Annotated in this window: 27 protein-coding genes; 21 read left to right on the forward strand and 6 right to left on the reverse strand. The window is 69.7% G+C overall.

Features of this window, described 5'->3' with window-relative positions; genetic code table 11:
- Positions 1-49 precede the first annotated feature (49 nt).
- The 4 genes from ACWCQM_RS32670 (at position 50) to ACWCQM_RS32685 (ending at position 2,514) form a co-directional block, all read left to right on the forward strand.
- The gene (locus ACWCQM_RS32670) at positions 50-910 is read left to right on the forward strand and encodes a helix-turn-helix domain-containing protein (protein WP_450918685.1); all 861 of its coding nucleotides are present in this window, start codon (positions 50-52) and stop codon (positions 908-910) included.
- Positions 910-1,146, forward strand: coding sequence for a DUF397 domain-containing protein (locus tag ACWCQM_RS32675; protein WP_014049581.1), 237 nt, complete (start codon positions 910-912; stop codon positions 1,144-1,146). Before ACWCQM_RS32670 ends, ACWCQM_RS32675 begins: the two co-directional genes overlap by 1 nt.
- A 64-nt stretch (positions 1,147-1,210) precedes the next feature.
- Positions 1,211-2,020 carry an SAM-dependent methyltransferase gene (locus ACWCQM_RS32680; protein WP_450918686.1) on the forward strand — a complete coding sequence of 270 codons (810 nt, stop codon included), beginning with the start codon at positions 1,211-1,213 and terminating at the stop codon, positions 2,018-2,020.
- A 50-nt stretch (positions 2,021-2,070) separates the two neighbouring features.
- Positions 2,071-2,514, forward strand: a complete 444-nt coding sequence (locus ACWCQM_RS32685) for a YchJ family protein (RefSeq protein ID WP_450918687.1) — start codon at positions 2,071-2,073, stop codon at positions 2,512-2,514.
- A gap of 17 nt (positions 2,515-2,531) precedes the next feature.
- Here the strand turns inward: ACWCQM_RS32685 and ACWCQM_RS32690 are convergent, their stop codons facing one another.
- Both ACWCQM_RS32690 and ACWCQM_RS32695 read right to left on the reverse strand, forming a co-directional pair.
- Positions 2,532-4,604, reverse strand: a complete 2,073-nt coding sequence (locus ACWCQM_RS32690) for an MDR family MFS transporter (protein WP_450918688.1) — start codon at positions 4,602-4,604, stop codon at positions 2,532-2,534.
- A 55-nt stretch (positions 4,605-4,659) separates the two neighbouring features.
- A complete protein-coding gene (locus ACWCQM_RS32695) occupies positions 4,660-5,496 on the reverse strand; it encodes a hypothetical protein (protein ID WP_450918689.1) in 837 nt (278 codons plus the stop codon).
- Positions 5,497-5,603: 107 nt separating this feature from the next.
- On the opposite strand from ACWCQM_RS32695, the gene ACWCQM_RS32700 reads away from it, so the two are divergent.
- Positions 5,604-6,830: a cytochrome P450 gene (locus ACWCQM_RS32700; protein WP_450918690.1), complete on the forward strand. Its 1,227-nt coding sequence runs from the start codon at positions 5,604-5,606 to the stop codon at positions 6,828-6,830.
- Positions 6,831-6,885: 55 nt separating this feature from the next.
- On the opposite strand, the gene ACWCQM_RS32705 is transcribed toward ACWCQM_RS32700, so the two are convergent.
- The 4 genes from ACWCQM_RS32705 to ACWCQM_RS32720 all read right to left on the reverse strand — a co-directional run bounded on the left by ACWCQM_RS32705 (position 6,886) and on the right by ACWCQM_RS32720 (position 10,326).
- Complete coding sequence (locus ACWCQM_RS32705; protein WP_450918691.1) at positions 6,886-8,100, reverse strand: acyl-CoA dehydrogenase family protein; 1,215 nt, start codon at positions 8,098-8,100, stop codon at positions 6,886-6,888.
- 3 nt (positions 8,101-8,103) lie between these two features.
- Positions 8,104-8,577, reverse strand: coding sequence for an SCP2 sterol-binding domain-containing protein (locus ACWCQM_RS32710; RefSeq protein WP_450918692.1), 474 nt, complete (start codon positions 8,575-8,577; stop codon positions 8,104-8,106).
- A 69-nt stretch (positions 8,578-8,646) separates the two neighbouring features.
- A complete protein-coding gene (locus tag ACWCQM_RS32715) occupies positions 8,647-8,910 on the reverse strand; it encodes a hypothetical protein (RefSeq protein WP_450918693.1) in 264 nt (87 codons plus the stop codon).
- A 201-nt stretch (positions 8,911-9,111) separates the two neighbouring features.
- On the reverse strand, positions 9,112-10,326 hold the full coding sequence (locus ACWCQM_RS32720) for a PucR family transcriptional regulator (protein ID WP_450918694.1): 1,215 nt from the start codon (positions 10,324-10,326) through the stop codon (positions 9,112-9,114).
- A 662-nt stretch (positions 10,327-10,988) separates the two neighbouring features.
- On the opposite strand from ACWCQM_RS32720, the gene ACWCQM_RS32725 reads away from it, so the two are divergent.
- The 16 genes from ACWCQM_RS32725 (at position 10,989) to ACWCQM_RS32800 (ending at position 26,912) form a co-directional block, all read left to right on the forward strand.
- Positions 10,989-11,627, forward strand: a complete 639-nt coding sequence (locus ACWCQM_RS32725) for a hypothetical protein (protein WP_450918695.1) — start codon at positions 10,989-10,991, stop codon at positions 11,625-11,627.
- 151 nt (positions 11,628-11,778) lie between these two features.
- Positions 11,779-13,263 carry a DUF6801 domain-containing protein gene (locus tag ACWCQM_RS32730; protein ID WP_450918696.1) on the forward strand — a complete coding sequence of 495 codons (1,485 nt, stop codon included), beginning with the start codon at positions 11,779-11,781 and terminating at the stop codon, positions 13,261-13,263.
- Positions 13,264-13,333: 70 nt separating this feature from the next.
- Positions 13,334-14,287: a hypothetical protein gene (locus tag ACWCQM_RS32735; protein WP_450918697.1), complete on the forward strand. Its 954-nt coding sequence runs from the start codon at positions 13,334-13,336 to the stop codon at positions 14,285-14,287.
- 698 nt (positions 14,288-14,985) lie between these two features.
- Positions 14,986-15,969 carry an ABC transporter ATP-binding protein gene (locus tag ACWCQM_RS32740; protein WP_450918698.1) on the forward strand — a complete coding sequence of 328 codons (984 nt, stop codon included), beginning with the start codon at positions 14,986-14,988 and terminating at the stop codon, positions 15,967-15,969.
- Positions 15,966-16,811, forward strand: coding sequence for an MlaE family ABC transporter permease (locus ACWCQM_RS32745; protein WP_450918699.1), 846 nt, complete (start codon positions 15,966-15,968; stop codon positions 16,809-16,811). Before ACWCQM_RS32740 ends, ACWCQM_RS32745 begins: the two co-directional genes overlap by 4 nt.
- 3 nt (positions 16,812-16,814) lie before the next feature.
- On the forward strand, positions 16,815-17,618 hold the full coding sequence (locus tag ACWCQM_RS32750) for an MlaE family ABC transporter permease (RefSeq protein WP_450918700.1): 804 nt from the start codon (positions 16,815-16,817) through the stop codon (positions 17,616-17,618).
- Complete coding sequence (locus tag ACWCQM_RS32755) at positions 17,618-18,913, forward strand: MCE family protein (protein ID WP_450918701.1); 1,296 nt, start codon at positions 17,618-17,620, stop codon at positions 18,911-18,913. The genes ACWCQM_RS32750 and ACWCQM_RS32755 overlap by 1 nt, the downstream gene beginning before the upstream one ends.
- Positions 18,910-19,941: an MCE family protein gene (locus ACWCQM_RS32760; protein ID WP_450918702.1), complete on the forward strand. Its 1,032-nt coding sequence runs from the start codon at positions 18,910-18,912 to the stop codon at positions 19,939-19,941. The genes ACWCQM_RS32755 and ACWCQM_RS32760 overlap by 4 nt, the downstream gene beginning before the upstream one ends.
- A complete protein-coding gene (locus ACWCQM_RS32765) occupies positions 19,938-20,957 on the forward strand; it encodes an MCE family protein (RefSeq protein ID WP_450918703.1) in 1,020 nt (339 codons plus the stop codon). Before ACWCQM_RS32760 ends, ACWCQM_RS32765 begins: the two co-directional genes overlap by 4 nt.
- A 1-nt stretch (position 20,958) precedes the next feature.
- A complete protein-coding gene (locus ACWCQM_RS32770) occupies positions 20,959-22,083 on the forward strand; it encodes an MCE family protein (protein ID WP_450918704.1) in 1,125 nt (374 codons plus the stop codon).
- The gene (locus tag ACWCQM_RS32775; protein ID WP_450918705.1) at positions 22,080-23,222 is read left to right on the forward strand and encodes an MCE family protein; all 1,143 of its coding nucleotides are present in this window, start codon (positions 22,080-22,082) and stop codon (positions 23,220-23,222) included. Before ACWCQM_RS32770 ends, ACWCQM_RS32775 begins: the two co-directional genes overlap by 4 nt.
- The gene (locus tag ACWCQM_RS32780) at positions 23,222-24,454 is read left to right on the forward strand and encodes an MCE family protein (protein WP_450918706.1); all 1,233 of its coding nucleotides are present in this window, start codon (positions 23,222-23,224) and stop codon (positions 24,452-24,454) included. The genes ACWCQM_RS32775 and ACWCQM_RS32780 overlap by 1 nt, the downstream gene beginning before the upstream one ends.
- Entirely contained in the window at positions 24,454-24,975 is a 522-nt protein-coding gene (locus ACWCQM_RS32785; RefSeq protein ID WP_450918707.1) for a hypothetical protein, read from the forward strand. Before ACWCQM_RS32780 ends, ACWCQM_RS32785 begins: the two co-directional genes overlap by 1 nt.
- Positions 24,972-25,607, forward strand: coding sequence for a hypothetical protein (locus ACWCQM_RS32790; protein ID WP_450918708.1), 636 nt, complete (start codon positions 24,972-24,974; stop codon positions 25,605-25,607). Before ACWCQM_RS32785 ends, ACWCQM_RS32790 begins: the two co-directional genes overlap by 4 nt.
- A gap of 13 nt (positions 25,608-25,620) precedes the next feature.
- Positions 25,621-26,151 (forward strand): nuclear transport factor 2 family protein, encoded by a 531-nt coding sequence (locus tag ACWCQM_RS32795; RefSeq protein ID WP_450918709.1) that lies wholly within the window; start codon positions 25,621-25,623, stop codon positions 26,149-26,151.
- A gap of 50 nt (positions 26,152-26,201) precedes the next feature.
- Positions 26,202-26,912 (forward strand): hypothetical protein, encoded by a 711-nt coding sequence (locus tag ACWCQM_RS32800; protein WP_450918710.1) that lies wholly within the window; start codon positions 26,202-26,204, stop codon positions 26,910-26,912.
- The last annotated feature ends 14 nt before the right edge of the window (positions 26,913-26,926 follow it).

Below are 26,926 nucleotides of genomic sequence, written 5' to 3' on the forward strand. Positions count from 1 at the left end.
GCCGGGCACATGGCACACTGCTCGCACACAGCGCATCTGGAGGTCTGAAGTGAGCGAACCGCGGTCCGCCCCGACCGTGGGCCAGGTCGTTCTCGGCAAGCGCCTGCAGGATCTGCGGGAGCGCGTCGGCCTGAGCCGCGATCAGGCGGCGAAGGTGCTCCGTGTCGCCCCCGGCACCATACGCAGGATGGAGACGGCCGAGGTCGGGCTGAAGATTCCCTACGTCCAGCTCCTCCTGAAGGCGTACGGGATCAGCGAGGACGAGACCGACGCGTTCGTCGTGCTCGCCGAAGAGGCCAACAAGCCCGGCTGGTGGCAGCGCTTCCACGACGTGCTGCCCGACTGGTTCAGCATGTACGTCAGCCTGGAGGGCGCCGCGAGCCTCCTGCGCATGTACGAGCCGCACTTCATCCCCGGCCTGCTGCAGACGGAGGACTACGCCCGCTCCGTCCTGCGCACCGGCGCCGTCGGCCAGACCAGGCCGGCGGACATCGAGCGCCATGTGGCGCTGCGGATGGAGCGTCAGTCGCTGCTCACCAAGGCCGAGGCGCCGAAGCTGTGGGTGGTGATGGACGAGACGGTCCTGCGCCGTCCGGTCGGCGGCTCCGAGGTCATGAGAGCGCAGATCGACCGGCTGCTCGAAGCGACCGAGATGCCTCATGTGACCCTCCAGATCGCGGAGTTCTCGACCGGTCACCACCCGGGTACCTACGGCCCGTTCGTCCTCTTCCGCTTCGCGGTCCCCGAACTCCCGGACATGGTCTACAGCGAGTACCTCACGGGCGCCGTCTACTTCGACGCGCGCCCCGAGGTGGCTTCCTATCTCGAGGTCATGGACCGAATGGCGGCTCAGGCCGCAACTGCACAAGGCACGAAGGAAATCCTCCGGGACTTCCGCAAGGAGTTGTGATGAACCACATATACAACGGCATGCCGGCCGCCGACCTCGGCACCGAAGGCTGGTACAAGCCGTGGAGCGGTGGTAACGGGGGCAACTGCATCGAGGCCATGAAGCTGGCGGACGGCCGAGTGGCGGTACGCCAGTCCGCCGACCCGGACGGCCCCGCGCTCATCTACTCCAACGGCGAGATCGCCGCCTTCATCCAGGGTGCCAAGGCCGGCCAGGCCGACTTCCTCCTCACCTGACACACCGCCACACCTCCTCGCTCCACACGCTGTTCGCCGAACACCACGACCAACGGAGTGCGTCATGACCGGGCAGGACCCCCAGAACGTCGAGATCGACACGAGCAAGCCGCATCCGGCACGGATGTACGACTGGTTCCTCGGCGGAAAGGACAACTACCCGGTCGACGAACAGATGGCCAAGCAGCTCCTCGCGCTGGACTCCCGGGGCCGGGACATGGCCCGGGTCAACCGGGCCTTCATGCACCGAGCCACCCGCTGGCTCGCGGAGAGCGGCGTACGCCAGTTCCTCGACATCGGCTCCGGCATCCCCACCGAGCCCAACCTCCACCAGATCGCCCAGCGGACCGCCCCGGACGCCCGCGTCGTCTACTGCGACAACGACCCGATCGTGCTCGCCCACGCCTCCGCACTGCTGCGCTCCACCCCCGAGGGCGCCACCGAATACATCCAGGCAGACGCCCGGCGGCCCGACGTGATCCTGGAAGCGGCGGGCAAGATCCTCGACTTCGACCAGCCCATCGCGCTCTCCCTCCTCGCGCTGCTCCACTTCGTGGACGACGAGGACGGCGCCGCCGAACTGGTCGACCGGCTCGTGGAGCGCCTGCCGTCCGGCAGCTACCTGGTGCTCTCGCACACCACGGGCGACTTCGACCCCGAGGGCGCCGCCAAGGCCCGCGAAATGTACAAGGCCCGGGGGATGACCCTGCGGCCCCGCTCGCGCGCCGAGCTCACCGCGTTCTTCCACGGCCTCGAACTCCTCGAGCCGGGCGTCTCGCTCTCCGCCGACTGGCGTCCGGAGCTCGGCGAGGTGATCGACGTCGCGGGCGTCGACCCCATCCCGGGCTACGCGGGCGTGGCGCGCAAGCGCTGATCCCCGGACCCGGCCCACCTCCGACCACGGGGGCGGGCGACAATGGGGGCATGTCACGACGTACCTCCCGCCCGCGCGTCCCGGCCTCCGCGGCACCGGGCCGGACCACCCCGGAATCACCGTGCCCGTGCGGTCTGCCCGCCGCCTACGCCGAGTGCTGCGGCCGGTTCCACTCGGGTGCGGCGGCGGCCCCGACCTGCGAGGCGCTGATGCGTTCGCGGTACGCGGCCTTCGCCGTCCGGGACGCCGGATACCTGCTGCGCACCTGGCATCCGGCGACCCGCCCGCAGACCCTCGACCTCGACCCGGCGACGCGTTGGGTCCGGCTGGAGATCCTGGCGGCCACCGAGGGCAGCGCCTTCCACACCACCGGCACGGTCACCTTCCGCGCCCACTACACCGACGGCGGCGGGCCGGGCTCGCTCCACGAGAAGAGCCGCTTCGTCCGCCACGAGGGCGCGTGGGTGTACGAGGAGGCGGTCTTCGCCGAGTAGGGCCCGGCCCGGCGGGATCAGACCGCGGCCACGGCCGGCTCGGGCGGGGCCAGCTGCTGGGCCAGGTCCTCCGCGAGCAGCCGCTTGGCGATCACGTCGACCGCCGCCCGCAGCTGCCGGTCGTCGGGCCTGGCGCCGTCCTCGGCCAGCCGTTCGTTGAGCCAGCGGCCCCACGCGTCCGAGATGGTCGCCGCCTCCCGCGCGCCCGCCGCCGTATGGGTGAAGAGGTGGCCGTCCCCCGTGAGGTAGCCCTCCTCGATCATCCGGTCGAAGACCGGCACCAGGACCTCGGGCGGGATGCGGTGGCGGGCGGCGATCAGCCTGAGCCCCGCGTGGCCCACCATCCGGGTGAAGAGGTCGACCTGCATCACGGCCCAGGCCCCCGCCATGTCGAGGCGGGTGTCGGACCGGGCCACGATCCGCCGGGCGGTGTCCGGACCGGCCCCGTGGAGGATTCGTGCCACGGCGGATTCGAGCACCTTCTCCGCGTCCCCGGTGCTCGGCTGGGCGAAGCCCTCGCCCATGTCGGTCGAACCCGCCCGGGCGCTGTCGCGCAGCTTCACCTGCTTCAGGAAGAGCGAGACGACGAAGCCCAGCAGGGCCACCGGCACCGTCCACAGGAAGACCGTGTGCAGGGTGTCCGCGTAGGCCTGGGCCAGGGGCGCGGTCTGCTCCGCCGGCAGCGCGTGCACCGCCTGCGGGCTCTGAGCGGCCCGCGCGAGCGTCGCCGGGTCGCCGCCCGCCCGCGCGGCCTCCTCGACGCCGTGCGTCAGATTCGGCCGCAGCGCGTTGGCGTAGATGGTGCCGAACACCGCCGTGCCGAACGAGCTGCCGAGCGTACGGAAGAAGGTCACGCCGGACGTCGCGGTGCCCAGGTCCGCGTAGTCGACGGTGTTCTGCACGGCGATCGTCAGCACCTGCATCGACAGGCCGATGCCGATGCCCAGCACCAGCATGTACAGCGATTCCAGCCAGACCCCGCTGCCCGGGCCCATGCGGGACAGGAGATAGAGACCCGCCGCCATTACCAGGGAGCCGATGACGGGGAAGAAGCGGTAGTGACCGGTCTTGCTCACCACGTTGCCGCTGAAGATCGAGGCGGCCAGCAGGCCCAGCACGAGGGGCAGGGTCCGTACACCGGAGAGCGTGGCCGAGTCCCCGTCGACGTACTGCAGATACGTCGGCAGGTAGATCATCGCGCCGAGCATGGCGAAGCCCACGATGAAGCTCAGGACGGAGCAGACGGCGAACACCGGATTGCGGAAGAGCCGCATCGGCAGCATCGGTTCCTTCGCCCGGAGCTCCACCACGCAGAAGAGCGCCAGGGCGACGAGGCCGCCGACGAACAGGCCGATGATGACCGGTGAGCCCCAGGCGTACTCGTTGCCGCCCCAGCTCGTCCCGAGGATCAGCGCGCTGGCGCCGGCCGCGATCAGCGCGATGCCCAGGTAGTCGATGACCGGGCGGCCGGCAGCCCGCACGGAGGGGATGGTCCGGGCGGCGGCGATGACCACCACGATCGCGATCGGCACATTGACGTAGAACGCCCAGCGCCAGGTCAGATGGTCGGTGAACAGTCCGCCCAGCAGCGGTCCGACGACCGTGGCGACACCGAAGACGGCGCCGATCGCCCCCTGGTACTTGCCCCGGTCGCGCAGCGGGATGACATCGGCGATCAGCGCCATGGACGTCACCATCAGCCCGCCCGCACCGATGCCCTGCACACCCCGCCAGATGATCAGGAGGAGCATGTTCGACGCGAGACCGCAGAGGAACGAGCCGGTGATGAAGATGACCGCGGAGATCTGGAAGATCAGTTTCCGCCCGAAGAGGTCGCCGAACTTGCCGACCAGCACCGTCGCCACGGTCTCCGCCAGCAGATAGGCCGTCACCACCCACGACATGTGTTCCGCGCCGCCGAGGTCCGAGACGATCGTGGGGAGCGCCGTGCCCACGATCGTCTGGTCCAGGGCCGCCAGCAGGATGCCCAGCACGATCGTGACGAACACGATGTTCCGGCGCCGGGGGTCGAGGACGGGCGGCGCTGCGGCACTCCGCGGGGCGGGGGCGGTATCGCTTGCAGTCGTCACCTTCGCACCGTCACACCCGGCCCCGCCCCACGCATCCGGGGGACGGCCGGACGGGTCAGGCCAGAAGGGCCCGCACGGAGTCCGTCATCCGGGCCACGAAGTTGTCGCGCACGTCCTCGGGGACGCGGTCGAGGGAGAGATACGGGTTGAGGTCCTCCAGCTCCACGAGCAGCAGCTCGCCCTCCGGCGCCCGGCAGGCGTCCACCCGCTGGATACCGTGGGAGAGGGTGTTCCACTCCACGAAGCGGCGCGCGAATTCCAGGTCCCCGGGGCCCGGCGCGTACGGTTCGAGCACCCAGCGCCGCTCGGGGTCGGGCGCGTGCAGGGCGTACTGGAAGTCGTGGTCGACGAAGTAGAAGGACACCTCGTAGCTGAAGTCGATCCGGGGCTGGACGAGCAGGGTGCCGTCGGCGCCCTCGGGAAGCTCCGGCTCCTCGGTGAACCGCAGGCCCACGGAGTCCGCCCCGAGCTTGGGCTTGACCACATATCCGGCGGCCCGGGGGAGCAGCCCCAGGTCCTCGGCGCGGTCCACCGTGGGGATCACGGGGAACCCGGCACGGCTCAGATCGACGAGATACTGCTTGCCCGCCATGTCCGCGCGCCCGTCGAGCGTGTTGTAGACCCGCACCCCCGCTTCCCGCGCCCGGGCCCGGAACGCGTCGTAGGCCTCCTGGTAGTGCAGCACCGGACCGCTGTTGCGTACGACGACCGCGTCGAAGCCGTCGAGGAGCGCCGCCGCGTCCCGGGGGTGACAGAGCGCGACGTCGAAGGCCTCCCGCAGCCGGGACGTGAGGAAGATGTCCTCGTCGCAGTAGCGCCGGCCGCGTGCCTCGTAGGCGAGATCGGTGACGAAGAGGAGAGAAGGGCGTGGTGCGCCGGAGACGGCGTTCAAGGAATACTCCCAGGGGGTTCGGGATCGGGCTGCCGGTCAATAGCCTTGCTGGTGTTGCCCGTTCACTGTCATGAAGCACCTTGGTCTCTGCCCCACAGGAGTCACACGTGTCCCAGGCGTCCTCACCTCCCGATATTCTCTCGCCCGCCTTCGCAGCCGATCCCTACGGGGCCTACCGGACGATGCGTGAGAGCGCCCCACTGATCCACCACGAGGCCACGGGGAGTTACCTGGTCTCCCGCTACGAGGACGTCGAGCGCGTCTTCAAGGACAGGGCCCAGGAATTCACCACCGAGAACTACGACTGGCAGCTGGAGCCCGTCCACGGCAGGACGATCCTCCAGCTCAGCGGCAGGGAGCATGCCGTCAGGCGCGCCCTGGTGGCCCCGGCCTTCCGCGGCGCGGACCTCCAGGAGAAGTTCCTGCCCGTGATCGAGCGCAACGCCCGCGAGCTCATCGACGCCTTCCGGCACACGGGCGAGGCCGATCTCGTCGCCGCCTTCGCGACCCGCTTCCCCGTCCTGGTCATCGCCGACATGCTCGGCCTGGACAGGGAGGACCACCAGCGCTTCCACGGCTGGTACACCAACGTCATCGCCTTCCTCGGGAACCTGGCGGGCGACCCCGAGGTGACGGCGGCGGGGGAGCGCACCCGCCAGGAGTTCGCCGAGTACATGATCCCGGTCATCCAGCAGCGGCGCGAGAAGCCCGGCGACGACCTGCTCTCCGCGCTCTGCGCCGCCGAGGTGGACGGCGTACGCATGAGTGACGAGGACATCAAGGCGTTCTGCAGCCTGTTGCTCGCGGCCGGCGGGGAGACGACCGACAAGGCCATCGCCTCGGTCTTCGCCAATCTGCTGGCCAACCCCGAGCAGCTGGACGCCGTGCGCCGGGACCGGTCCCTGATCGACCGGGCCTTCGCCGAGACGCTGCGCTACACCCCTCCGGTCCACATGATCATGCGCCAGACCGCAGGAGAGGTGGAGCTCTCCGGTGGCACCGTCCCGGCCGGTGCCACCGTCACCTGCCTCATCGGCTCGGCCAACCGGGACGAGGCCCGCTACGCCGAACCTGACCGCTTCGACCTCTTCCGCGACGACCTGACCAGCACCACGGCGTTCTCCGCGGCGGCCGACCATCTGGCGTTCGCGCTCGGCCGGCACTTCTGCGTGGGCGCGCTGCTGGCCAGGGCCGAGGTCGAGACGGGCGTGAACCAACTGCTGGACGCGATGCCGGACCTGCGGCTCGCGGAAGGCTTCAGCCCGGTCGAGGAGGGCGTCTTCACCCGGGGCCCGGCATCGCTGCTCGTACGGTTCACCCCGGCCGGAGTCTGAGGGCCGCCGGACGCCCCCGGGCCCACCCCCGTCTGCCGGGGGCCGGCCCGGTGCGTCAGCGGATGTGCCGCCCCGATATGGCGCGGGCGATGACCAGGCGCTGGATCTCGCTCGTCCCCTCGAAGATCGTGTAGATCTTGGCGTCGCGGTACATCCGCTCCACCGGGTGCTCCCTGCTGTAGCCGGCGCCGCCGAGGATCTGGACGGCCTTCTCCGTGGCGGAGACCGCGAGCTCGCCCGCGCGGAGCTTGGACATGGACCCCTGCCCGGCGTCGAAGGTCCGGTCGTTCCGCGCCATCCACGCGGCCTGCCAGATCAGCAGGCGTACGGCCTCGATCTCGGTACGGATGTCGGCCAGCGCGAACGCGATCGACTGGTTCTCGATGATGGGGCGGCCGAACGCCTCGCGTTCCCCGGCGTACTCCAGCGCGTACTCGTACGCCGCCCGCGCGATGCCCAGCGCCTGCGCCCCCACCGTGGGGCGGCTGACCTCGAAGGTCGCCATGGCCGCCTGGCCCTTCGCCGTGCCGCCCTCGCGGGCGCGGGCGAGCCGCGCGTCGAGCTTCTCCTTCCCGCCGAGCAGACAGTGCCCCGGGACGCGTACGTCGTCGAGGAAGACGTCGGCGGTGTGCGAGGCGCGCAGGCCGAGCTTCTTGATGGTGCGGCTCGCCGCCAGGCCCTCGGTGCCGGGCGGCACGATGAACGCCGCCTGCCCCCGGGCGCCCAGCGAAGGGTCGACGGACGCGACCACCACATGGATCTCGGCGATGCCGCCGTTGGTGATCCACGCCTTCTGGCCGGAGAGCACCCACTCGTCCCTGGCCTCGTCGTAACGGGCCCTGGTCGTCATCGCGGAGACGTCCGAGCCGGCCTGGGGCTCGGAGACGCAGAACGCGGCCACCTTCGGGTCGTCCTCGTCGCCGTAACACTGCGGGACCCACTCGGCGAGCTGGTCGGGCGTGCCGGAGGCGAAGATCCCCGCGACTGCGAGCGAGGTGCCGAAGAGCGCCATGCCGATGCCTGCGTCCCCCCAGAACAGCTCCTCGTTGGCTATCTGGAGGGAGAGACCGCTGGGGTCCCCGTACATGTCGGCGAGGGACTCGAATCCGTACAGACCGATCTTGGCGGCCTCCTGGATGACGGGCCACGGGGTCTCTTCCCGGGCGTCCCATTCGGCGGCCGCGGGGCGCACCACCTGGGCGGCGAAGCCGTGCACCCAGTTGCGCAGGTCCTGCTGTTCCTCGGTCAGGGCGAGGGAGAAGTGGCTCATGGCTCAGGCCTTCGGGATGTCGAAGTAGCGGGTGAGCCCGGAGGCCAGACCGACGTCACCGGCGACCTTCAGCTTGCGCATCATGAACATCGTCACGGGATTGCCGTTGCCCGAGACCAGTTTGAGGAATTCGGCGTCGCCCATCACGAGCGTCGTACGGGGGTCACCGTCGGAGCGGCCCGCGCTCACGGTGCAGGCGCCGTCGGCTATCGCGGTCTCGTAGACCTCGTCCGTCTCGCCGGTGATCTTCCAGCGGATCAGAGCCGTCAGCCCGCCGGCCGCTTCCGGGCGGAACTGCTGCCGCATCCTGCCGAAGACCTCGCTCAGCACCCGGGTGCGCAGGTCGCCGCGCATGACCTCGCCCAGCTGCTGGGCGGACAGGCCCTTCACGATCCGCGCGAACTCCTCGGGGGAGACGGCGGCGAAGTCGAGCCCGGACAGTTCACCGGTGAGGTTGCCGCTGCTGTTGTCGGCCACGCCAAATCCTTACTCCAGAGTAAACTTACTTCTGGGTAAGGTAAGGGGGCAGCCGCCGCTTCGCAAGCGTCACCAGGCGCTGTCCGGACGGACCGGGAGACGGGGGTGATAGGCGGACAGCACCTTGTTGGCCCACGCCAGCTCGGACAGGGCCTGCTCGCGGTCGGCCTGGTCCTCGACGCCGAGCGTCGGTCCGCGGAACCTGCGCACCTCGCGGGCGGCGCAGACGGCGTCGAACTCCGCCTGGAGGATGTGCGGCGGCGTGCAGGAACCGATCAGCTCGGCGACCCGGTCCGGGATCGGCACGGGGACGAGGAGGTGCGAGGCGGTCATCGGGGTTTCCCTCTCGGATGGTTGGCCAGGAGGTGGTGCTCCGCGGCGGCCGGTGGGCCACCGCTCCTCCTTATGTAACGGGACGCAGTTCCTGGTTTCTCGTTGAGAACGTCTCCGTGTCGCAACCGTTTGGGACTGACCGTCTATTTCGCTTTACCAGAAGGTAAGTTGACTTCCCGTCATGTGTGTGGTGGTGCGGCTTCAGCTGAGTGCCTGGCCGCCCCGGGCGCGTAACCGCAGCGCGCGCAGCACCGCTTCGGTGGAGAAGCGGCTCTCCGGATCGGTCAGCTGCTCGCCGAAGATGGCCTCCAGGCTGCGCATCCGGTACCGGACCGTCTGGGGATGGACATCCAGCAGCTCGCCCATCTGGGCAGCGGTCCCCCGGGTGTCGAGCCAGATCCGCAGCGTCTCGATCAGCCGCTCGCGCCGTGTGGTGCTGATGCCGGACACCGGGGCCAGCTCGCGCTCGGCGAGCTGGTCGAGGAGGACGGGGTCGGAGAGGAGCCACAGCGTGATGAGGTGGTCCTCGCAGAGGATGACCGGTGCGTCGTCGATGACCCCCGCGTCGACCAGTTCGAGCACACGGCGGGCCCAGCGGATCGAGTCGGCCGCGAGCGCGGTCGGCACGGTCAGCCCGACCGCCGCGCCGCCGCCCGGGATCGTCCGGGCGAGCATCTCCCTGCGCGCTTCGCTGAAGGCCCCGGGAACCAGCAGGTGCGGCTGAGGATCTCCCGGGTCGATCAGGACGTCGTGGTCCGCGCTGATCCGGTCGAGTCCGGCCGGTGCGCGCACCGCGACGAGCGTGACGGTCTCGGGCAGGGTCCACCCCGTCTGCTCGCACAGCTCGGCGATGGCGCTGCGGGGCACCGGCCTGCCGGCGAGGATCAGATGCAGCAGCCTCCGGCGCACCGCCTCGCTCTGCTGGTCGGACTGGGCCTGCACCTCCAGATAGCCCTCGCGGGACAGCGACTCGAGCTCGTCCACGTAGGCGAACAGGGCGTCGGCGAAGCTGAGCATCAGCGCGGGCGAGAAGTTGTAGCTCCGGCCCACCTTCTTCGCCCGGCGCAGCGCGACCCGCGCGCCCAGTCGGTAGGCGCCCTGGAGCGCGTCCATGGTGCGGCCCTCGTATGCCTCGAACCTGCCGAATCTCCGGCACATGTCGTCACGCAGGACGGTGGGGGAGGAGGGTTCGGCGACCAGGTCGACGAATGAGGAAAGGCTCTGTTCGACGCCCATGCGGATGGACGTCCCATTGGGGCCGTTCAGCAGACGCGCGTATTCCGGATAGGCGCGGGTCACTTCCATGCCTATCTCTTTGATCAGGCTCGGCAGTTCGGGTCGCATGATCGCGGCGAACTCCTGGGGGAGGGGCCCCAGCGGGTCTCCGGTGTCCAGCGGCTGGATGAGTCTCGGCATGACCGTCCCCTTGCTTTCCTGGGCCCGGCTGAGTGGAGCAGGTGGGGGAAAGCGCTCCCACGGACCGACAGGTGTATACCAACATCGGCGCCGAAGATAGACCAAGTCGGGCGGGGTGCACACAGCTTGGACAAGATCGAAGTGCAAGGGGCACACATCGTGGCGCCGTTGTGGTGCTCCCGTGCAGGTGGGGCGGTAAATGCTCACTTCCGGACAATGTTTTCGGCCGCAGGCCGCCTCGAGCCGCAGATGAGGGGGGTCCGGCGGTCGCGCCGACGGCCGTCGCGGGGTGGCGGTCGGGCCCTCGGCCGGCTCCTTGTGATCTTCTCCCGGCACCCCGGCGTGAGCGCCGCGTCCGCGCCGGGTTTCCGGCACCGTGTGGTATTCCCGAGAAATATTGCGCACCAAGTGACAAGTGTGCGGGCCGAATTAGTGACCCGTTGACGAGTAAAAAAACTTGCCGGACCAATCTTGACCCGCAGGATTGTGCTCCAAGTTTCCCGCAAGTAACGTCACGCCCTGTCACAGAACGTGTGTGGCTGAAAGCGCAGCACGGCCCCCCACGCAACACGATTCATCGCGGCACTCCCTGCGCCTTTGCAGGAATTCGAGTGCTGTCCCCGCAACAGTGCACCCGCACTGCCGAATCGGAGGAACTCACTGTGCGCAACACCCTCAGAAAGATCGCACTCACGGCCGGTGCCGCAGCGGCCGCCGTCACCCTCGGAGCCACCACCGCCACCGCCGGTGTGGCCGCACCGACCTGGACCGTCACCCCCGCTCCCTCGCCGGTGGCGGTCTCGGCCACCAACTCCGGCACCGTCTCCCTCAGCCTCAACGGCATCCCGCTGACGTGTACGACATCGGCGGCCAGCGCCGTGCTGGCGACCGCCTCCGGCACCACCAACGTGACGGTCGGCACCATCGCTCCGCTGACCTGGAGCGGGTGCACCAGCCCGTTCGGCCCGGTGACACCGACCGCCAACACCTCCCCGGCGTGGCAGCTGAAGGCGAACACCTACAGCGCCGGCACCACCACCGGTTACATCACCGGCGTCAAGGCCACGCTGACCGTCCTCACGTGCACCTTCACGGTGACGGGCGATGTCACCGCCAGCTACAACAACACGAGCGGTCAGCTCACGATCGGCAACAACGCCACGTACCAGCTGACCGTCGCCACCGTCACCCCGGGCTGCGCCGGGATCGCGGCCGTGGGCCAGCACCCGACCTACACCGCCAAGTACAACGCGGTCAAGACGGGCACCACCATCAAGCCGGGCATCGTGTACACCCCCTGATCAGGCCACGAGCCACTCAGGAGTGAGCGGGGATCGCACGGCGGGGCCCGCCCGCCGTGCGATCCCCGTGTCCACCAGCACGTGAGTCCACTCGCCGGGGGTACACGTCCGACCGGTCCGAAAGGGGACATCGTCAGTGAGAGGCACTCGCATGACGGGAGCACGCAGGCGCACGGCTCGGGGGGCCGCGGTGGCCACCGCGGTGCTGCTGGGAAGCATGGTCCCCGGGGCGCAGGCCGTGGCCGGTGTGCAGGAGGTCGATACGGAGCTGGCCTACACCTGCGGCTTTCCGGAGGGCGAGCACGCGGTGGAGGTCCACGTCACCGCGAAGGCTCCCGAGTCCGCTCAGGCGGGACAGGCGATACAGCCCGAGGACCTGCGGTTGGACCTGATGCTGCCCGTGGGTGCGTCGGCCGCTCTCTCCGACTCCGGAGCGGCGACCGTGAGCGCGGAGGCGCAACTCTCGGTCGACATCGCCCAGGGGGATCAGCGCGCCCGGACGGAGTGGATCGGGAAGACCGCCGAGCCGGCGCCGATCCCGGAAACGGGCGACCTGGCGCTCAGCACGTCGGGGAGCGTCCCCTACGTGAAGCCCGAGGTCCCCGGTGACCTGGCATTCGAGGCGGGCGCCCTCTCCGTGGAGCTCGCTCTCAAGAAGGCCGACGGGGCACCGGCCGAGCCGCCGGTCCAGTCCCTGAGCTGCACCTTGGACGCCGGGCAGGAGGCGACGCTGGCAGAGGTGCCGGTGAGTGGTGAGAGCGGGGAGCCGGGGGCGGAGCCCACCCCGACCGCGTCCTGGCCCGACGAGCGGGTGACAGGCGGAGACGAGGACCTCCCGGAGGTCGGAGCTCCGGCCAAGCCCGCTGCGGCCGATGCACCTCCGTGTGCGGGCGATCCGAATGACTACATGGGCATGGTCGCCTATGTCACCGGCTATGCGAACGTGACGAAACTCAAGGGGGCGACCAAGTTCCCGCCGGCTTGTGCGCGGATCACACAGGGCGAGAGCAGGATCGTGCCCGATGGTGAATTCCTGCACGTCTACCAGGACTCGGCGGTGGATCTCGACCACGAGGGGAAGCCGCAGCTTCCTCCTGTTTCCAGTACCTTCCTCACCTTCGGATTCATGCCGACGACCGCGACCCTGGAAATGACTCAGATCCCCCCGGCGACCAACCCTGACGGCACCCGTGTTCCGAACATCAAGTCAGACCTGGCGATCAATATCGCCGAGGGTTCGACCAAGGCCGTGACGGTGGTGACTCTCGATCTGATGCTCAGGCTCCGCGACGTCGAGGTCAACGGTGTTCCTCTGGACGTCGGAGCCAACTGCCGCACCAGTAAGCCCTTCAGCCTGAGACTGGAGGGGCACATGACGCTGAAGGACGGGGTCCAGGTGGGGTACACCCTGGCGACCGGGGGCGAGCTGACCGGCGCGGTGACACTGCCTCCCTTCAGTGGGTGCGGCGCCGACGAGGACCTGGACAACATCTTCACCGCGTCCCTTTCCGGAGTGCCGGGCTATGTCAAGCAGGTGCAGGGGGCTCCTTGTGCGCCCTCGCAGCACACGCCCGGTGCCGGCGGCGTCTGTACGGACGCCTACGAGCCGACGGACGTGCCCCAGGCGCGCCGCTGACCCCCAGCCGAACCGCCCAACCGCACCGAACACAGCAATCCCCCGACACGCCTGACGAATTGAGGGAACGATGAGATCTGCCTCGAGGACCTGGATCAAGGCCGGCGGAGCCGTCGCCGCGTCGGCCGCGCTGGTCATGCCGCTGACCGCGTCGCCGGCCGGTGCGGCCACGGCCGCCGCCCAGCTGGGCGGCGCGTGGGCCCCGTTCGACCGGTGTCCCGTGGACGCCCCCGCCATGCTCGCGACGGACGGCGACACGGCCGTCCCGCTGTGCGTGACGTCCACCTCGCCCAACGGGACGATCAAACTGGGCGACGTCACGGCGACGACCGGTTCGACGAACCTGCAGTTCGGTGTCATCCAGCACCCGGCCGATGGGACGTACACGGTCGTCCCGCCGCCGGCCGGATCCATCGTCAGCGGGAAGACCACCATCCCCGGCGGTCTCCTCGGCATCATGTGCCCCAGCAACGTCCCCGTGGTCTCCGCCGTCTGCGGGCAGATCACCAACGCCACCCTGAACAAGGTGACCGCCACGGTGGAGTCGGCCGGCACACCGACCGAGTTCAGCCTGGTCGCCGGGATCTCCACCGGGCCGATCGTCAAGCTGCCCGTCAAGATCCGTCTGGAGAACCCGTTGCTCGGCTCCAGCTGCTACATAGGGAGCAACAGCAACCCGGTGCTCCTGCGCCCCGGGAACCTCAGTGCCCCGTCCCTGGCCGCTGCCCGATTCAACGGTGACGGAACGCCCAACCCGGATGAGGGCTCGCTCATCAACCTCGCCCTGTCGGGGGCCGGGCAGGGCGACAGCCAGTTCTCCGCGCCCAAGGCCGGCGGCTGCGGTCTCGGCGGCATCCTCAGCTGGGCGATCGACCTCAAGGTGGGCCTGCCGGCCGCCGCCGGGTCGAACAACCTCGTCCTGAACGATGCCAAGACCTCGACGATCGGCCTCACCGCGCCGGGGCTCTCCGTGCCCAACGCCGGCAAGGAGCTCTCCCAGAACTGGCACTCCGCAGTGCAGTAGTCCCGGGTACCGGCGCGGCACGCACCTTGTCACTCGGTGCGTGCCGTCGTACCACCCGTCCGAGCCCGCCCCGACCGCATGCACCCTGGTCGGGGCGGGCTTCGGCGCGTCCGGAGGCGTTCACGGAGCCCGCCGACCCGCTCCGGGGTCCCTCACTTTTCGACAGGTTTCGCGCGCCGATTACTCATCGGGACACAAGAAAACGGGGCTGCGCAATTACCTCGGAGAAAGTTCGTGAAGTGCTATTGCGGACTTAGGTTACTGGCCCGTAGCGTCCCGTCTGAGCAGCTGGGAAACACCTCCGTACCTGCTTGTTCGACGTACGTGGAGTCCTGGTCGAGCCCTCTTGAACCGGGATTCCGCCGGGAGTTCATCCGGCCCCGGACCTTCCGCCGGAGGTGGACGACTTCCACCCCCGGGGTCCCGTGGCTCCGGCCCCCCTGGGCCGCGGGACCCCGGTGCACCCGGAGAGCTTGCGCAGTTTCCGACAAACCCGCCGAGCGGGGTTGTCATTCGGTGACAAGTGATCCGCACCGAGATCGACATCCGGCGATTTCCGCTGCTCAACGGCTTGTCCTGGCGGTTTCGACGGACATAACGTGCGCCTCCTGGTGCATGTGTGACAAGCCGTCGTTGCACGTACCGGAGCCGGAGCGCAGACAGATGACGTCGTTCACCACCACTTCGAGGGAGGGCCGATGGGAATCGAAGTAGTCGTCGAAGGCCTGACGAAATCCTTCGGCAAGCAGAACATCTGGCAGGACGTCAGTCTCACGCTGCCGGCCGGTGAGGTGAGCGTCATGCTCGGCCCTTCCGGCACCGGGAAGACCGTGTTCCTGAAATCCATCATCGGACTGCTGAAGCCGGAAAAAGGCCGTGTGCTCATCAACGGCGTCGACATGGTGAACAGCCCCGAGCGGGAAATCATGGAGACCCGGAAGCTGTTCGGGCTCATGTTCCAGGACGGCGCCCTCTTCGGCTCGATGTCCCTCTTCGACAACATCGCCTTCCCCTTGCGCGAACACACCCGCAAGAAGGAGTCGGAGATCCGGCGCATCGTCATGGAGCGGATCGACATCGTCGGACTGCTCGGCGCGGAGGGAAAGCTGCCGGGCGAGATATCCGGCGGTATGCGCAAGCGGGCCGGCCTCGCCCGCGCCCTCGTCCTGGACCCGCAGATCATCCTCTGCGACGAACCGGACTCCGGACTCGACCCGGTGCGCACCGCCTACCTCTCGCAGCTGCTCATCGATCTCAACGCGCAGATCGACGCGACGATGCTCATCGTCACCCACAACCTCGACATCGCGGCCACCGTCCCGGACAACATGGGCATGCTGTTCTGCCGCAACCTCGTCACCTTCGGGCCGCGCGAGGTGCTGCTCACCAGCGACATGCCCGTGGTCTCGCAGTTCCTCGCCGGGCGCCGCGAGGGCCCCATCGGCATGTCGGAGGAGAAGGACGCGGCCACCCTCGCAGCCGAGCAGACGAACGGCCACGGATACGCCACGGGCCCCCGCTCCGTCGTCCCGCAGCTGGAGCCCTCGCCCGGGATGCCCGTACGGCAGGCGGCCCTGCGGCGCCGGGAGCGGGTCATCTCCATGATGGGCCAGCTGCCGGAGGCCGCCCGTACGGCCATCATGAACAGCTACACGCCGACCTTGGACGGTGGGCGCCGATGACGGCACCACTGCCCGTGCGGCCACCCGCTCCGGCCGCCGAGAAGACGCCGGAGCCCCCCGGACAGCGACCGCCCTCCCGGCTCCTCGCCCCGCTGCGCCAGACCGGGCAGCTCTTCGCCCTCGCCCTCGCCGTCGCCCGGGCCGTATTCCGACGCCCCTTCCAGGTACGGGAGTTCATCGAGCAGTTCTGGTTCGTCGCCAGTGTCACCATCCTGCCCGCGGCCCTGGTCTCGATTCCCTTCGGCGCCGTCATCGCCCTCCAGGTCGGCTCCCTCACCGAGCAGCTGGGCGCCCAGTCCTTCACCGGCGGCGCCAGCGTCCTCGCGGTCATCCAGCAGGCCAGCCCGCTCATCGTCGCCCTGCTGATCGCCGGAGCGGCGGGCTCGGCCATCTGTGCCGACCTGGGCTCCCGCAAGATCCGCGAGGAGCTCGACGCCATGGAGGTCATGGGCGTCTCGCCCATCCAGCGCCTCGTCGTGCCGCGCGTCCTGGCCACCATGTTCGTCGCCGTCCTGCTCAACGGCCTGGTATCCGTCGTCGGCACGCTCGGCGGCTACTTCTTCAACGTGATCATGCAGGACGGCACCCCCGGCGCCTACCTCGCCAGCTTCTCCGCCCTGGCCCAGCTCCCCGACCTGTACGTCGGCGAGCTCAAGGCCCTCATCTTCGGCTTCATCGCCGGCATCGTCGCCGCCTACCGAGGGCTCAACCCCCGCGGCGGCCCGAAGGGCGTCGGCGACGCGGTCAACCAGTCCGTCGTCATCACCTTCCTGCTCCTGTTCCTCGTGAACATGATCATCACGGCGGTCTACCTCCAGATCGTCCCCCCGAAGGGGGGCTGACCGATGTCGATGCTCGGCTGGCTCGACCGCTCGGGTGAGCAACTCACCTTCTACGTACGGGCACTGATCTGGATCCCCCGGACCCTGCGCCGCTACCTCAAGGAGGTGCAGCGGCTGCTCGCCGAGGTCGCCTTCGGCAGCGGTGGCCTGGGGGTCATCGGCGGCACCATCGGTGTGATGATCGCGATGACCCTCGCCACCGGCACGGTCGTCGGCCTCCAGGGGTACGCCGCCCTCGACCAGATCGGCACCTCAGCCCTGACCGGCTTCATCTCCGCGTACTTCAACACCCGCGAGATCGCTCCACTCGTCGCGGGCCTCGCGCTCTCCGCGACCGTCGGCGCGGGATTCACCGCCCAGCTCGGCGCGATGCGGATCAACGAGGAGGTCGACGCCCTGGAAGCGATGGGCGTGCGCTCCATGCCCTACCTCGTCACCACACGGATCATCGCGGGCGTCGTCGCCATCATCCCGCTGTACGCGATCGGGCTGCTCTCCTCCTACGTGGCGTCCCGCTACGTCACCGTGCTGTTCAACGGGCAGTCGGCGGGCACCTACGACCACTACTTCAATCTCTTCCTCTCCCCGGACGACGTGCTGCTGTCGGTGCTCAAGGTGCTGATCTTCAGCGTCCTGGTGATCCTCGCCCACTGCTACTACGGCTTCCACGCCACCGGCGGCCCGGCCGGCGTGGGCGTGGCCGTGGGCCGCTCGGTGCGCAACGCCATCGTGCTCATCAGCGTCACCGACTTCTTCCTCTCGCTCGCCATCTGGGGCGCGACAACAACTGTGAAGGTGGCCGGCTGATGCCTTCTCCGACGGCGCAGACGGCGCGCCGCAGACTCGCGGGAGTGGCCTTCGTGCTCGTGCCCGCCATGCTCGTATGGCTGTCGGTGTCCGTGTACGAGAAGGACTTCACGGAGACCGCCACCGTGACCGTGCGCACCGGCAGCGTCGGCAACGAGATGCACGACAACGCCGATGTGAAGCTGCGCGGTGTCGTCATCGGCCAGGTGCGCGACATCGCGGCCGAGGGGGACGGGGCGCGCCTCACCCTCGCCATCCAGCCGGACAGGCTCGGGCAGATACCCGACGACGTCACCGCCCAGATGCTGCCCACCACACTCTTCGGCGAGCGGTTCGTCGCCCTCGTGCCGCCGGCGGTGCCGTCCGCACGGGCACTGAGGGCGGGCGCGGTGATCCCCCAGGACCGCTCGGCCAACGCCATCGAGCTGGAGGAGGTCCTCGACAACGTCCTGCCGATGCTGACCGCCGTCAAGCCGGAGAAGCTCGCCGCCACCCTCGGCGCCGTGTCCCAGGCGCTCGAAGGACGGGGCGACAAGCTCGGCGACACCCTGGTCACCCTCGACGCGCACCTCAAGGAGTTCAACCCGCAACTCCCCACGCTCAACGCGGACATCAAGGAACTCGTCAAGGTCAGCACGCTCTACGCCGACGCCGCACCCGATGTCCTGGACGCGCTCACCGACTTCACCACCACCAGCGGAACCATCGCCGAACAGCAGGCGGAACTCGCCGGTCTGTACGGCTCCACCACCGCCTCCGCCCAGGACGTCACCTCCTTCCTGCGCAAGAACAAGGACAACCTCATCCACCTCTCCGCCTCGGGCCGCCCGACGCTGGAACTCCTCGCGGAGTACTCGGACGCCTTCCCCTGCACCCTGCGCACGATGGCGGGGTTCGTCCCCGCCATGGACAAGGCGCTCGGCAAGGGCACCGACCGGCCCGGACTCCACGTCACCCTCAGGCCCGTGGAGTCCAAGGGCAAGTACGTGGCCGGGAAGGACACCCCGGTGTACGGCGCGACCGGCGGCCCGCACTGCTACTCGGTGCCCTACACCGGAAGGACGGTGCCGACCGCCGATGTGCGGTCCGCTCCCACCACGGACACCGGCACGCCCGAAGGGGAGGCCCAGGAGTCCGGGGAGAGGGCGCTCGGCATGCCCAACTCGCCCGAGGAGAGCCGGCTCGTCAACGAACTGGTCGCCCCCTCCCTGAAGATCCGGCCCGAGACCCTGCCCGACTGGAGCAGCGTGCTCATCGGTCCCGCGTTCCGCGGTGCGGAGGTGAAGCTCAAGTGAAGCGCCGCTCCCTCACGGGACCTCTCGTGAAGTCGATCGTCTTCGTCGTGGTGACCGTCCTGGCCACCACCGTCCTGGGCCTGTCCATCGCCAGTACGGATGTAGGCGACACCACCTCGTACAAGGCGAGGTTCACCGATGCCACAGGGCTCGTCGTCGGCGACAGCGTACGGATCGCCGGGGTCAAGGTCGGGCAGGTCGAGTCCATCGAGGTCGCCGACAAGCGGCTGGCCGAGGTCGGATTCGCCGTCCGCAAGGGGCGCAAGCTGCCCGCGTCGGTGACCGCGTCGATCAAGTACCTCAACATGGTCGGCCAGCGCTACATCGACCTCGACCAGGGCGCCGGGCCCGTCGGCGAGAGCTTCAGGTCGGGAGCCACCATCCCGCTCTCACGCACCACACCCGCGCTCGACCTCACCCAGCTCTTCAACGGCTTCCAGCCGCTCTTCGAGGGACTGTCGCCACCAGACGTCAACCAGCTCGCCGGATCGATCGTCCAGGTCCTCCAGGGCGAGGGCGGCACCGTCGACAGCATCCTCTCCCACGTCGGATCGCTGACCGGCACCGTCGCGGCCAAGGACAAGGTGATCGGCGAGGTGATCAAGAACCTCAACACGGTCCTGAAGACCGTCAACGACCGCGAGGCGGGTTTCGACGAACTCGTCGTCACCCTCCAGAAGCTCGTCACCGGCTTCGCCGGCGACCGCGAACCGCTCGGTGAGGCGGTCACCGCGATGGGCGCGCTCACCACCGTCACCGCCGGCCTCCTCCAGGACGGACGGGGGCCACTGAAGGACGACATCGCCCAGCTCGGACGCCTCACCGACCGGCTGGACAAGAACGCGCCCACGATCGAGAGCTTCCTGAGGAAGACCCCCGCCAAGATGGAGGCGATCACCCGCCTCACCTCCTACGGGTCATGGCTCAACCTCTACCTCTGCGAGGCCAGGGTCAGCGGTGTGACGACCGAGGACGGCAGTGCTCCGCCCACCGGCATCACGATCGCCCAACCGAGGTGCCAGGCATGAGAATCAAGCCCGTACGCGAACGCAACCCGGTCGCCGTCAGCATCGTCGGACTCCTCGTCCTGGCCCTCGTGGGCCTCGCCGCCTACCGCGCGGACGCCCTGCCCTTCATCGGCGGGGGCACCACCTACAGCGCCGACTTCACCGAGTCGGCGGGGCTCGGCGAGGGCGACGAGGTCCGCATCGCCGGAGTGAAGGTCGGCGAGGTCACCGGCGTCTCGCTCGACGGCGCCAAGGTCAAGGTCGACTTCAAGGTCCGGGACGCCTGGATCGGGAACTCCTCCACCGTCGGAATCGCCATCAAGACACTCCTGGGCGACAAGTACCTCGCCGTCGACCCGCTGGGCGACGCCCCGCAGGACCCGGGCTCCCGCATCACCGCGAGCCGCACCACATCCCCGTACGACGTCACCCAGGCGTTCAACGGACTCGGCGACACCATCGAGGAGATCGACACCGCCCGGCTCGCCCAGAGCTTCGAGACGATCTCCGAGACCTTCAAGGACTCCCCGCCCGACGTGCGCAGCGCGGCGGACGGACTCTCCGCGCTGTCGAGGACCGTGTCCCAGCGGGACGCCCAGCTCGCCACCCTCCTCAAGGGCAGCAAACAGCTCACCAAGACCCTCGCGAGCAGGAAGAGCAGCTTCGAGACCCTGCTGGAGGACGGCAATCTGCTGCTGGGCGAGATCCAGGCCCGGCGCGACTCCATCCACCTGCTGCTCACCGGGACCCGGGACCTCGGCACCCAGCTCACCGGCCTCGTCAAGGACAACGACAAGCAGCTGAAGCCGACCCTGGACTCGCTCGGCCGGGTCACCGCGGTCCTCGTGAAGAACCGCAAGAGCCTCGACAAGATGCTGTCCCTGGCGGGTTCCTACAACCGGCTGGTCGGCAACACGCTCGGCAACGGCCGCTGGTTCGACAACTACGTCTGCGGTGTCGTCCCGAAGAGCTACCTGCCGGCGGGCACACCTCCGGCCGGTGGCGACTGCATGCCGCCGAAGCAGGGAGGGCGCTGACATGAGACGCACCCGCATCATCGGCATCGGCGCAGGTCTCGCCGTCGTGGCCGTCGCCGCCACCTCGGGGGTGATGGCCATGGACGACCAGGGGAAGACCACCATCACCGCCCACTTCGACCAGGCGACAGGCGTGTACGCCGGATCGGACCTGCGCATCCTCGGAGTCAAGGTCGGCACCGTCGAGTCCGTGCAGCCGCGCGGCAAGGAGGTCCGGGTCACCCTGAAGCTCGACAAGGGCGTCGAGGTCCCCGCGGACGCGCATGCCGTCGTCGTCGCCCCCAGCCTGGTTGCCGACCGGTACGTACAGCTCGCCCCGGCCTACACCGGGGGAGCGAGGCTGAAGGACGACGCCGTCCTGCCGGCGGCGGCCAACGCCACGCCCATCGAGGTCGACCAGCTGTACGAGTCGATCACCGAGCTCTCCACGGCGCTCGGCCCGGACGGGGCCAACGCGGACGGGGCGCTCTCGGAGCTGCTCGACACCGGCGCCAAGAACCTCGACGGCAACGGAAAGGCGATCGGGGACTCCGTCGAACAGTTCGGCAAGGCCACGAAGACGCTGGACAGGAGCAGCGGCAACCTCTTCGACACGCTGTCCTATCTCCAGACCTTCACCACCATGCTGAAGGACAACGACGGCAACGTGCGCGCCGCCGAGCAGCAGCTGAACTCCGTCACCGGCTTCCTCGCCGACGACAAGGAGAACCTCAGCGCGGCACTCACGGAGCTGAGCAAGGCGCTCGGCCAGGTCAAGGCCTTCATCCAGAAGAACCGGGGCGCGCTCAAGAAGAACGTGGACCTCCTGGTGCCCCTCACCCAGACCCTCGTCGACCAGCGCGCCTCGCTCGCCGAGTCGCTCGACACACTGCCCCTCGCTGCGGGCAATGTGCTCAACGCCTACGACCCGGCGAACCGCACCCTCAACGGGCGCACGAATCTCAACGAGCTGTCGATGGGCGGACCGCTCACCGAACCAGGGTCCGCGGCCGGACCGGAAGGGCTGGCGCCGGTGGACACCGCCCGGCAGAAGGCACTGCCCGTCCTGCCGCTGCCCCCGGTCGGCACCGTCTACGGCACCCCGGAGAAGACCGGCACCCAGCAGAAGAAGGAGGCGACCGAATGAGCCCCGCCCTGCGCAGACCCGGCACCCGCGCGGTCACGGGCCTCGGCGCCCTGGTCGCCGCGGGCGTCGGCTTCGTGCTCGTGGCCACGACCGTCGGCCTGCCCTCGCTCGGGGGCATCGACCAGGTGCCGCTGCCCGGCGGGGCCGACCTCGGCGACCACCCGTACGAGATCACCGCCGAGTTCGGGGACGTCCTCAGCCTCGCACCCCAGTCGTCCGTCAAGGTCAACGACGTCGCCGTGGGACGGGTCACCAGGATCTCCCTCACACCGGGCAGCTGGACCGCCAAGGTCACCATGCGCGTCAACGGCACGATCGAACTGCCCGCCAACGCCTACGCCCACCTCGAACAGTCCAGCCTCCTCGGCGAGAAGTTCGTCCAGCTCTCGGCCCCGGCCTCCGGCACCGCCGAGGGCGCACTCAGCGACGGCGACCGCATCCCGCTCTCCCGCACCAACCGCAACCCCGAGGTCGAAGAGGTCTTCGGCGCCCTGTCGATGCTGCTCAACGGCGGCGGGGTCAGCCAGCTCAAGACCATCACCACCGAGCTCAACAAGGCGCTCGCCGGACAGGAACCCCAGATCCGCTCGATGCTGACGCGGGTCGACACCCTCGTGACCGACCTGGACGCCCACAAGGAGGACATCACCCAGGCGCTCGACGGCGTCAACCGGCTCGCAGCCACCCTCGCCACCCGTAAACAGGACGTCGGCACCGTCCTCACCGGGCTCAGCCCCGGACTGAAGGTCCTGGAGAAGCAGCGCGGTTCGCTCATGACCATGCTCCGCTCGCTCGACTCGCTCTCCACCGTCGCCGTCGACACGATCAACAAGAGCAAGGCGGACATGATCGCCGACCTCAAGGCCATCGCCCCCACGCTCACCGCACTCGCGGACTCCGGCAACGACCTGCCCGACTCCCTCCAGGTGCTGCTCACCTACCCGTTCACCGACGAGGTGCTGCGCGGGGTGAAGGGCGACTACCTCAACGTCTACCTGGATGTGACCGCCCTGCCCGGCACGCAGATCATTCCCGCGCTCACCGAGCCCACGGAGCCCGGCACGGCGCGGAAGCCGAAGACGGCGCTGCCCCTGCCGCTCCCCTCCGTCACCACGTCAGGAACGGAGGGCACCGGCTGATGATCACGCTCGCCGTCAGGCTCAAGAACATCGCCTTCCTCGTCATCGCCGTACTCGTCCTCGGCTTCCTCGGAGTGCGGTACGCCGACCTCGGCCACTACGTCGGGATGCGCGACTACTACACCGTCACGGTCCAACTGCCGCAGACCGGCGGCCTGTACACCCACTCCAACGTCAGCTACCGGGGCGTGTCCGTGGGCAGGGTCGGCCCCATCGAGCTCACCGACGAGGGCGTCGAGGCCGAACTGCGCATCAAGAACGACGCACCCCGCATCCCGGACGGCCTGCGTGCCGTCGTCGCCAGCCTCTCCGCGGTCGGCGAGCAGTACATCGACCTGCGGCCCACCCGCTCGGACGGCCCCTTCCTGGAGAACGGCTCCGTCATCGACCAGGCCGACACGACCATTCCCGCACCGGTCACCGACGTCCTCACCAGTGTCAACGACCTGACGAAGTCCGTGGACGCGGAAGCCCTGCGCACGGTCGTCGACGAGTTCGGCGCGGCGTTCGAGGGGCGTGGCGACGACCTCCAGGTCCTGCTGGACACCGGCAGCGAGTTCGTCCAGGCCGCCGACGAGGCACTGCCGACGACCACGAAACTGATGGCCGACGGCGAGACCGTGCTGCGCACCCAGGCCGAACAGGGCGAAGCGCTCAAGGGCTTCGCCTCCGGGGCCAGGGAACTCGCCGCCGAGCTCAAGGGATCCGACACCGACCTGCGCCGGCTCATCGCGGCGGCCCCCGGCGCCACCGAACAGATCAGCGGGCTGCTGCGCGACCTCGACCCCGCGTTCGGCGTGGTCGTCGCCAACCTCCTCACCACCTCCGAGGTCGCCGTCACCCGGCAGCGCGGGCTGGAGGAACTCCTCGTGAAGGTCCCCGCCGTCGCTGCGGCGGGCGCGAGCGCCATCGACGCCGACGGAGCGAGGTTCGGCATGTCGGTCACCTTCTTCGAACCCCTGCCCTGCACCTCCGGATACGGCGGCACCACCTACCGCGTGGGCACCGACCTCTCGACGCCCCCCGCCGTCAACACCAAGGCACGCTGCGCCTCCTCACCCGGCAGCGGGATCAACGTCAGGGGCAGCGCCAACGCACCCAGCGGCGGCCCCGTGCCCGAACCGTTCGAGCCCGGCTCGGGGCTCCTCCCCGACGCACGCGGCACCACCGGGGACACCGCCGGGCCGCGCGCCGGCGGGATGGCCGGACTGCTCGGCCTGGGAGGCGAGTGATGGACAGGCGCACGAGGACGGGGCTCGGCTGGGCCGGACTGCTCGCCGCCGTACTGGTCTGCGCGCTCGGCGCGTGGTCGTACGCCGGAGCGCGCGGCGACGACACCCTGGCGTACGCGAAGAGCCGTGACGCCGCGCTCGCCGACGGCAAGCGGCACCTCACCCGGCTGACCAGCATGGACGGCAGGAGCGCCGCGAGCGTGAAGTCCGGGCTGACCGCCTGGCTCGCCGCCTCGACCGGACCGCTGCACGACCGGCTGGAGAGCTCGCGGAAGAAGGACGCGGGCGAACTCACCGAGTCCGGCGCCACCGCGCGGGGCAAGGTCACCGACGCGGCCCTGACCGCGCTCGACGACCGCGCCGGAACGGCGGCGCTCATCGCGACCGTCGACGTCGAGGTCACCCCGCGCACCGGCAAGGGCGGCACGGAACGCAAACGCTTCGAGGCGACCCTTGCCCGGACCGGGGACGGCTGGAAGATCAAGGCACTTGACGCACTGCCGGTCGGGAGCGGCTCATGAAGCAGAGCACGGCGACGACGGAGGCCCTTGCGGACTCCGCCCCGGAGACGGACCACGGACCGGAAACGGACTCCGCCCCGGAGACGGATCCCTCTCCGGAGACGGACCACGGACCGGCGGACGGCCCCGAGCCCCGGCGGTGGACGCGCGTCCTCGCCGCGGTGCTGGCCTTCGTCCTGCTGGGCGCGGGCGGAGCACTCTTCGTCCAGGGGCAGCGGCTGCGCGACACCCCGGCCACCTCCAACCTTGCGCTGACCGACTCCGAGGCGACCACCCGGGTCGCGGGCGATGTGAGCAGCGCGCTGGGCAAGGTCTTCTCGTACAGCCCGGGGGCCACCGCCGCGACGAAGGAGTCGGCGAAGCAACTGCTCGCGGGCGAGGCGCTCCAGCAGTACGCGGCCCTGTTCGGCCAGGTCGAGAAGCAGGCGGCGGACCAGAAGCTGACGCTCACCACCCAGGCCGTACGCGCCGGGGTCACCAGGCTCAGCGGCAGCAGCGCCCACCTCCTCGTCTTCCTCGACCAGGTCTACGAGCGCGAGGGGAAGGCCGCCACCACGGCGGCGGCCCAGCTGTCCGTCACGGCGGAACTGCGCGGCGGGCACTGGCGGATCGTCGACATCACCTCCAGGTAGGGGAGAGGCACCAATGGCACGGGTACGGACGACGACGAATCCGCTGCGGGCGGCGGCGGTCGCGCTGACGGCCGTGGCGGCCGTCGCCGCGGGATGGGGCGGCTGGTCGCGCTACGACGCCGCGCACGACGCATCGGCGGCCTACGCGCAGGCCCGCGACGACGCGCTGGCGGCGGGGGAGCAGGCCGTGCAGAACATGAACACCCTCGACCACGCGAAGCTCGCCGACGGTCTGGACAGCTGGGAGGACTCCACCACCGGTGACCTGCACCGGCAACTCGTCGATGGCCGCGACGCGTTCGTCAAGCAGATCGAGGAGGCCAGGACCGTCAGCACCGCCAAGGTCCTGTCCGGAGCGGTGACGGAGCTGGACGACCGGGCGGGCAAGGCCGGAGTGATGGTGGCGCTCCGGGTCACCGTGACCGCGCCCGAGGGCGAACCCGCGGTCAAGGAGAGCCGGATGCTCGGGCAGCTCACCCGCACCTCGGAGGGGTGGAAGCTCAGCGCCCTCGGTCAGGCGCCCGTCGGCAGCACCGGCGGCTGACCGCGCCCGCCCTTCCCGCCCAGCGCCCCGCCTCCGAGAGGACCACCGACATGTCGACCACCCGACACCTCGTCAACCGCCGCCGCAGGCTCGCCACCGTCGCCGCGGCCACCGCCCCGCCCCGGACGGCCACGGCCCCCGCAGAGGAGACGGAAGCCTGGGCACCCGAGGCCGTGGACCCGCCCCGGGCCGAGGAGGAACCCGCGGCGGAGGAGAAGGACGCCCCTCCGCGCAAGCGGCTGCCCAGCCTCCGCATCAGGCTGCCCGCCGTCCTCTGCGCCGCGACCCTGCTCCTCGGCGCCTTCGCCGCCTGGTCGTTCACCTCGGCCGGGACGCTGCGGGACGAGCCGAGCCGGCAGAACACGGCGCTCACCGACATCGGCCGCACCAGCGAGGTCAAGGGACAGATCACCGAGGCCGTCGGCGCGGTCTTCTCCTACGACTACGCCTCGCCGGAGAAAGCGGACACGGCCGCGAGGAGGTACCTGACGGGCAAGGCGGTCCAGCAGCACGAGGACATGCTCGCCGAGGTACGCGCACAGGCGCCGAAGCAGAAGCTCGTCCTCACCACGACCGTCACCCAGAGCGGCGTGGAGGTGCTGGACGGCGACCGCGCCCGGCTGCTGGTCTTCGCCGACCAGAGCAACACCCGCACCGGCAAGGAGGAGGAGACGACCTACGCGGCGGCCATGTTCGCCGTGGACGCCGTTCGCCGCGGTGACACCTGGCGGATCGCGGCCATCGACACGTTCGCGCGATGACCCAGGAGAGGGAG

Source organism: Streptomyces sp. NPDC002125 (genome assembly GCF_053593715.1).

Bases quoted from the DNA above. Each gene is read 5' to 3' on its own strand.
- ACWCQM_RS32680 (WP_450918686.1), top strand. From the start codon at position 1,211: ATGACCGGGCAGGACCCCCAGAACGTCGAGATCGACACGAGCAAGCCG.
- ACWCQM_RS32730 (WP_450918696.1), top strand. From the start codon at position 11,779: ATGACGGGAGCACGCAGGCGCACGGCTCGGGGGGCCGCGGTGGCCACC.
- ACWCQM_RS32795 (WP_450918709.1), top strand. From the start codon at position 25,621: ATGGCACGGGTACGGACGACGACGAATCCGCTGCGGGCGGCGGCGGTC.
- ACWCQM_RS32685 (WP_450918687.1), top strand. From the start codon at position 2,071: ATGTCACGACGTACCTCCCGCCCGCGCGTCCCGGCCTCCGCGGCACCG.
- ACWCQM_RS32790 (WP_450918708.1), top strand. From the start codon at position 24,972: ATGAAGCAGAGCACGGCGACGACGGAGGCCCTTGCGGACTCCGCCCCG.
- ACWCQM_RS32750 (WP_450918700.1), top strand. From the start codon at position 16,815: ATGTCGATGCTCGGCTGGCTCGACCGCTCGGGTGAGCAACTCACCTTC.
- ACWCQM_RS32755 (WP_450918701.1), top strand. From the start codon at position 17,618: ATGCCTTCTCCGACGGCGCAGACGGCGCGCCGCAGACTCGCGGGAGTG.
- ACWCQM_RS32745 (WP_450918699.1), top strand. From the start codon at position 15,966: ATGACGGCACCACTGCCCGTGCGGCCACCCGCTCCGGCCGCCGAGAAG.
- ACWCQM_RS32785 (WP_450918707.1), top strand. From the start codon at position 24,454: ATGGACAGGCGCACGAGGACGGGGCTCGGCTGGGCCGGACTGCTCGCC.
- ACWCQM_RS32770 (WP_450918704.1), top strand. From the start codon at position 20,959: ATGAGACGCACCCGCATCATCGGCATCGGCGCAGGTCTCGCCGTCGTG.
- ACWCQM_RS32740 (WP_450918698.1), top strand. From the start codon at position 14,986: ATGGGAATCGAAGTAGTCGTCGAAGGCCTGACGAAATCCTTCGGCAAG.
- ACWCQM_RS32715 (WP_450918693.1), bottom strand. From the start codon at position 8,910: ATGACCGCCTCGCACCTCCTCGTCCCCGTGCCGATCCCGGACCGGGTC.
- ACWCQM_RS32800 (WP_450918710.1), top strand. From the start codon at position 26,202: ATGTCGACCACCCGACACCTCGTCAACCGCCGCCGCAGGCTCGCCACC.
- ACWCQM_RS32765 (WP_450918703.1), top strand. From the start codon at position 19,938: ATGAGAATCAAGCCCGTACGCGAACGCAACCCGGTCGCCGTCAGCATC.
- ACWCQM_RS32775 (WP_450918705.1), top strand. From the start codon at position 22,080: ATGAGCCCCGCCCTGCGCAGACCCGGCACCCGCGCGGTCACGGGCCTC.
- ACWCQM_RS32720 (WP_450918694.1), bottom strand. From the start codon at position 10,326: ATGCCGAGACTCATCCAGCCGCTGGACACCGGAGACCCGCTGGGGCCC.
- ACWCQM_RS32675 (WP_014049581.1), top strand. From the start codon at position 910: ATGAACCACATATACAACGGCATGCCGGCCGCCGACCTCGGCACCGAA.
- ACWCQM_RS32780 (WP_450918706.1), top strand. From the start codon at position 23,222: ATGATCACGCTCGCCGTCAGGCTCAAGAACATCGCCTTCCTCGTCATC.
- ACWCQM_RS32735 (WP_450918697.1), top strand. From the start codon at position 13,334: ATGAGATCTGCCTCGAGGACCTGGATCAAGGCCGGCGGAGCCGTCGCC.
- ACWCQM_RS32705 (WP_450918691.1), bottom strand. From the start codon at position 8,100: ATGAGCCACTTCTCCCTCGCCCTGACCGAGGAACAGCAGGACCTGCGC.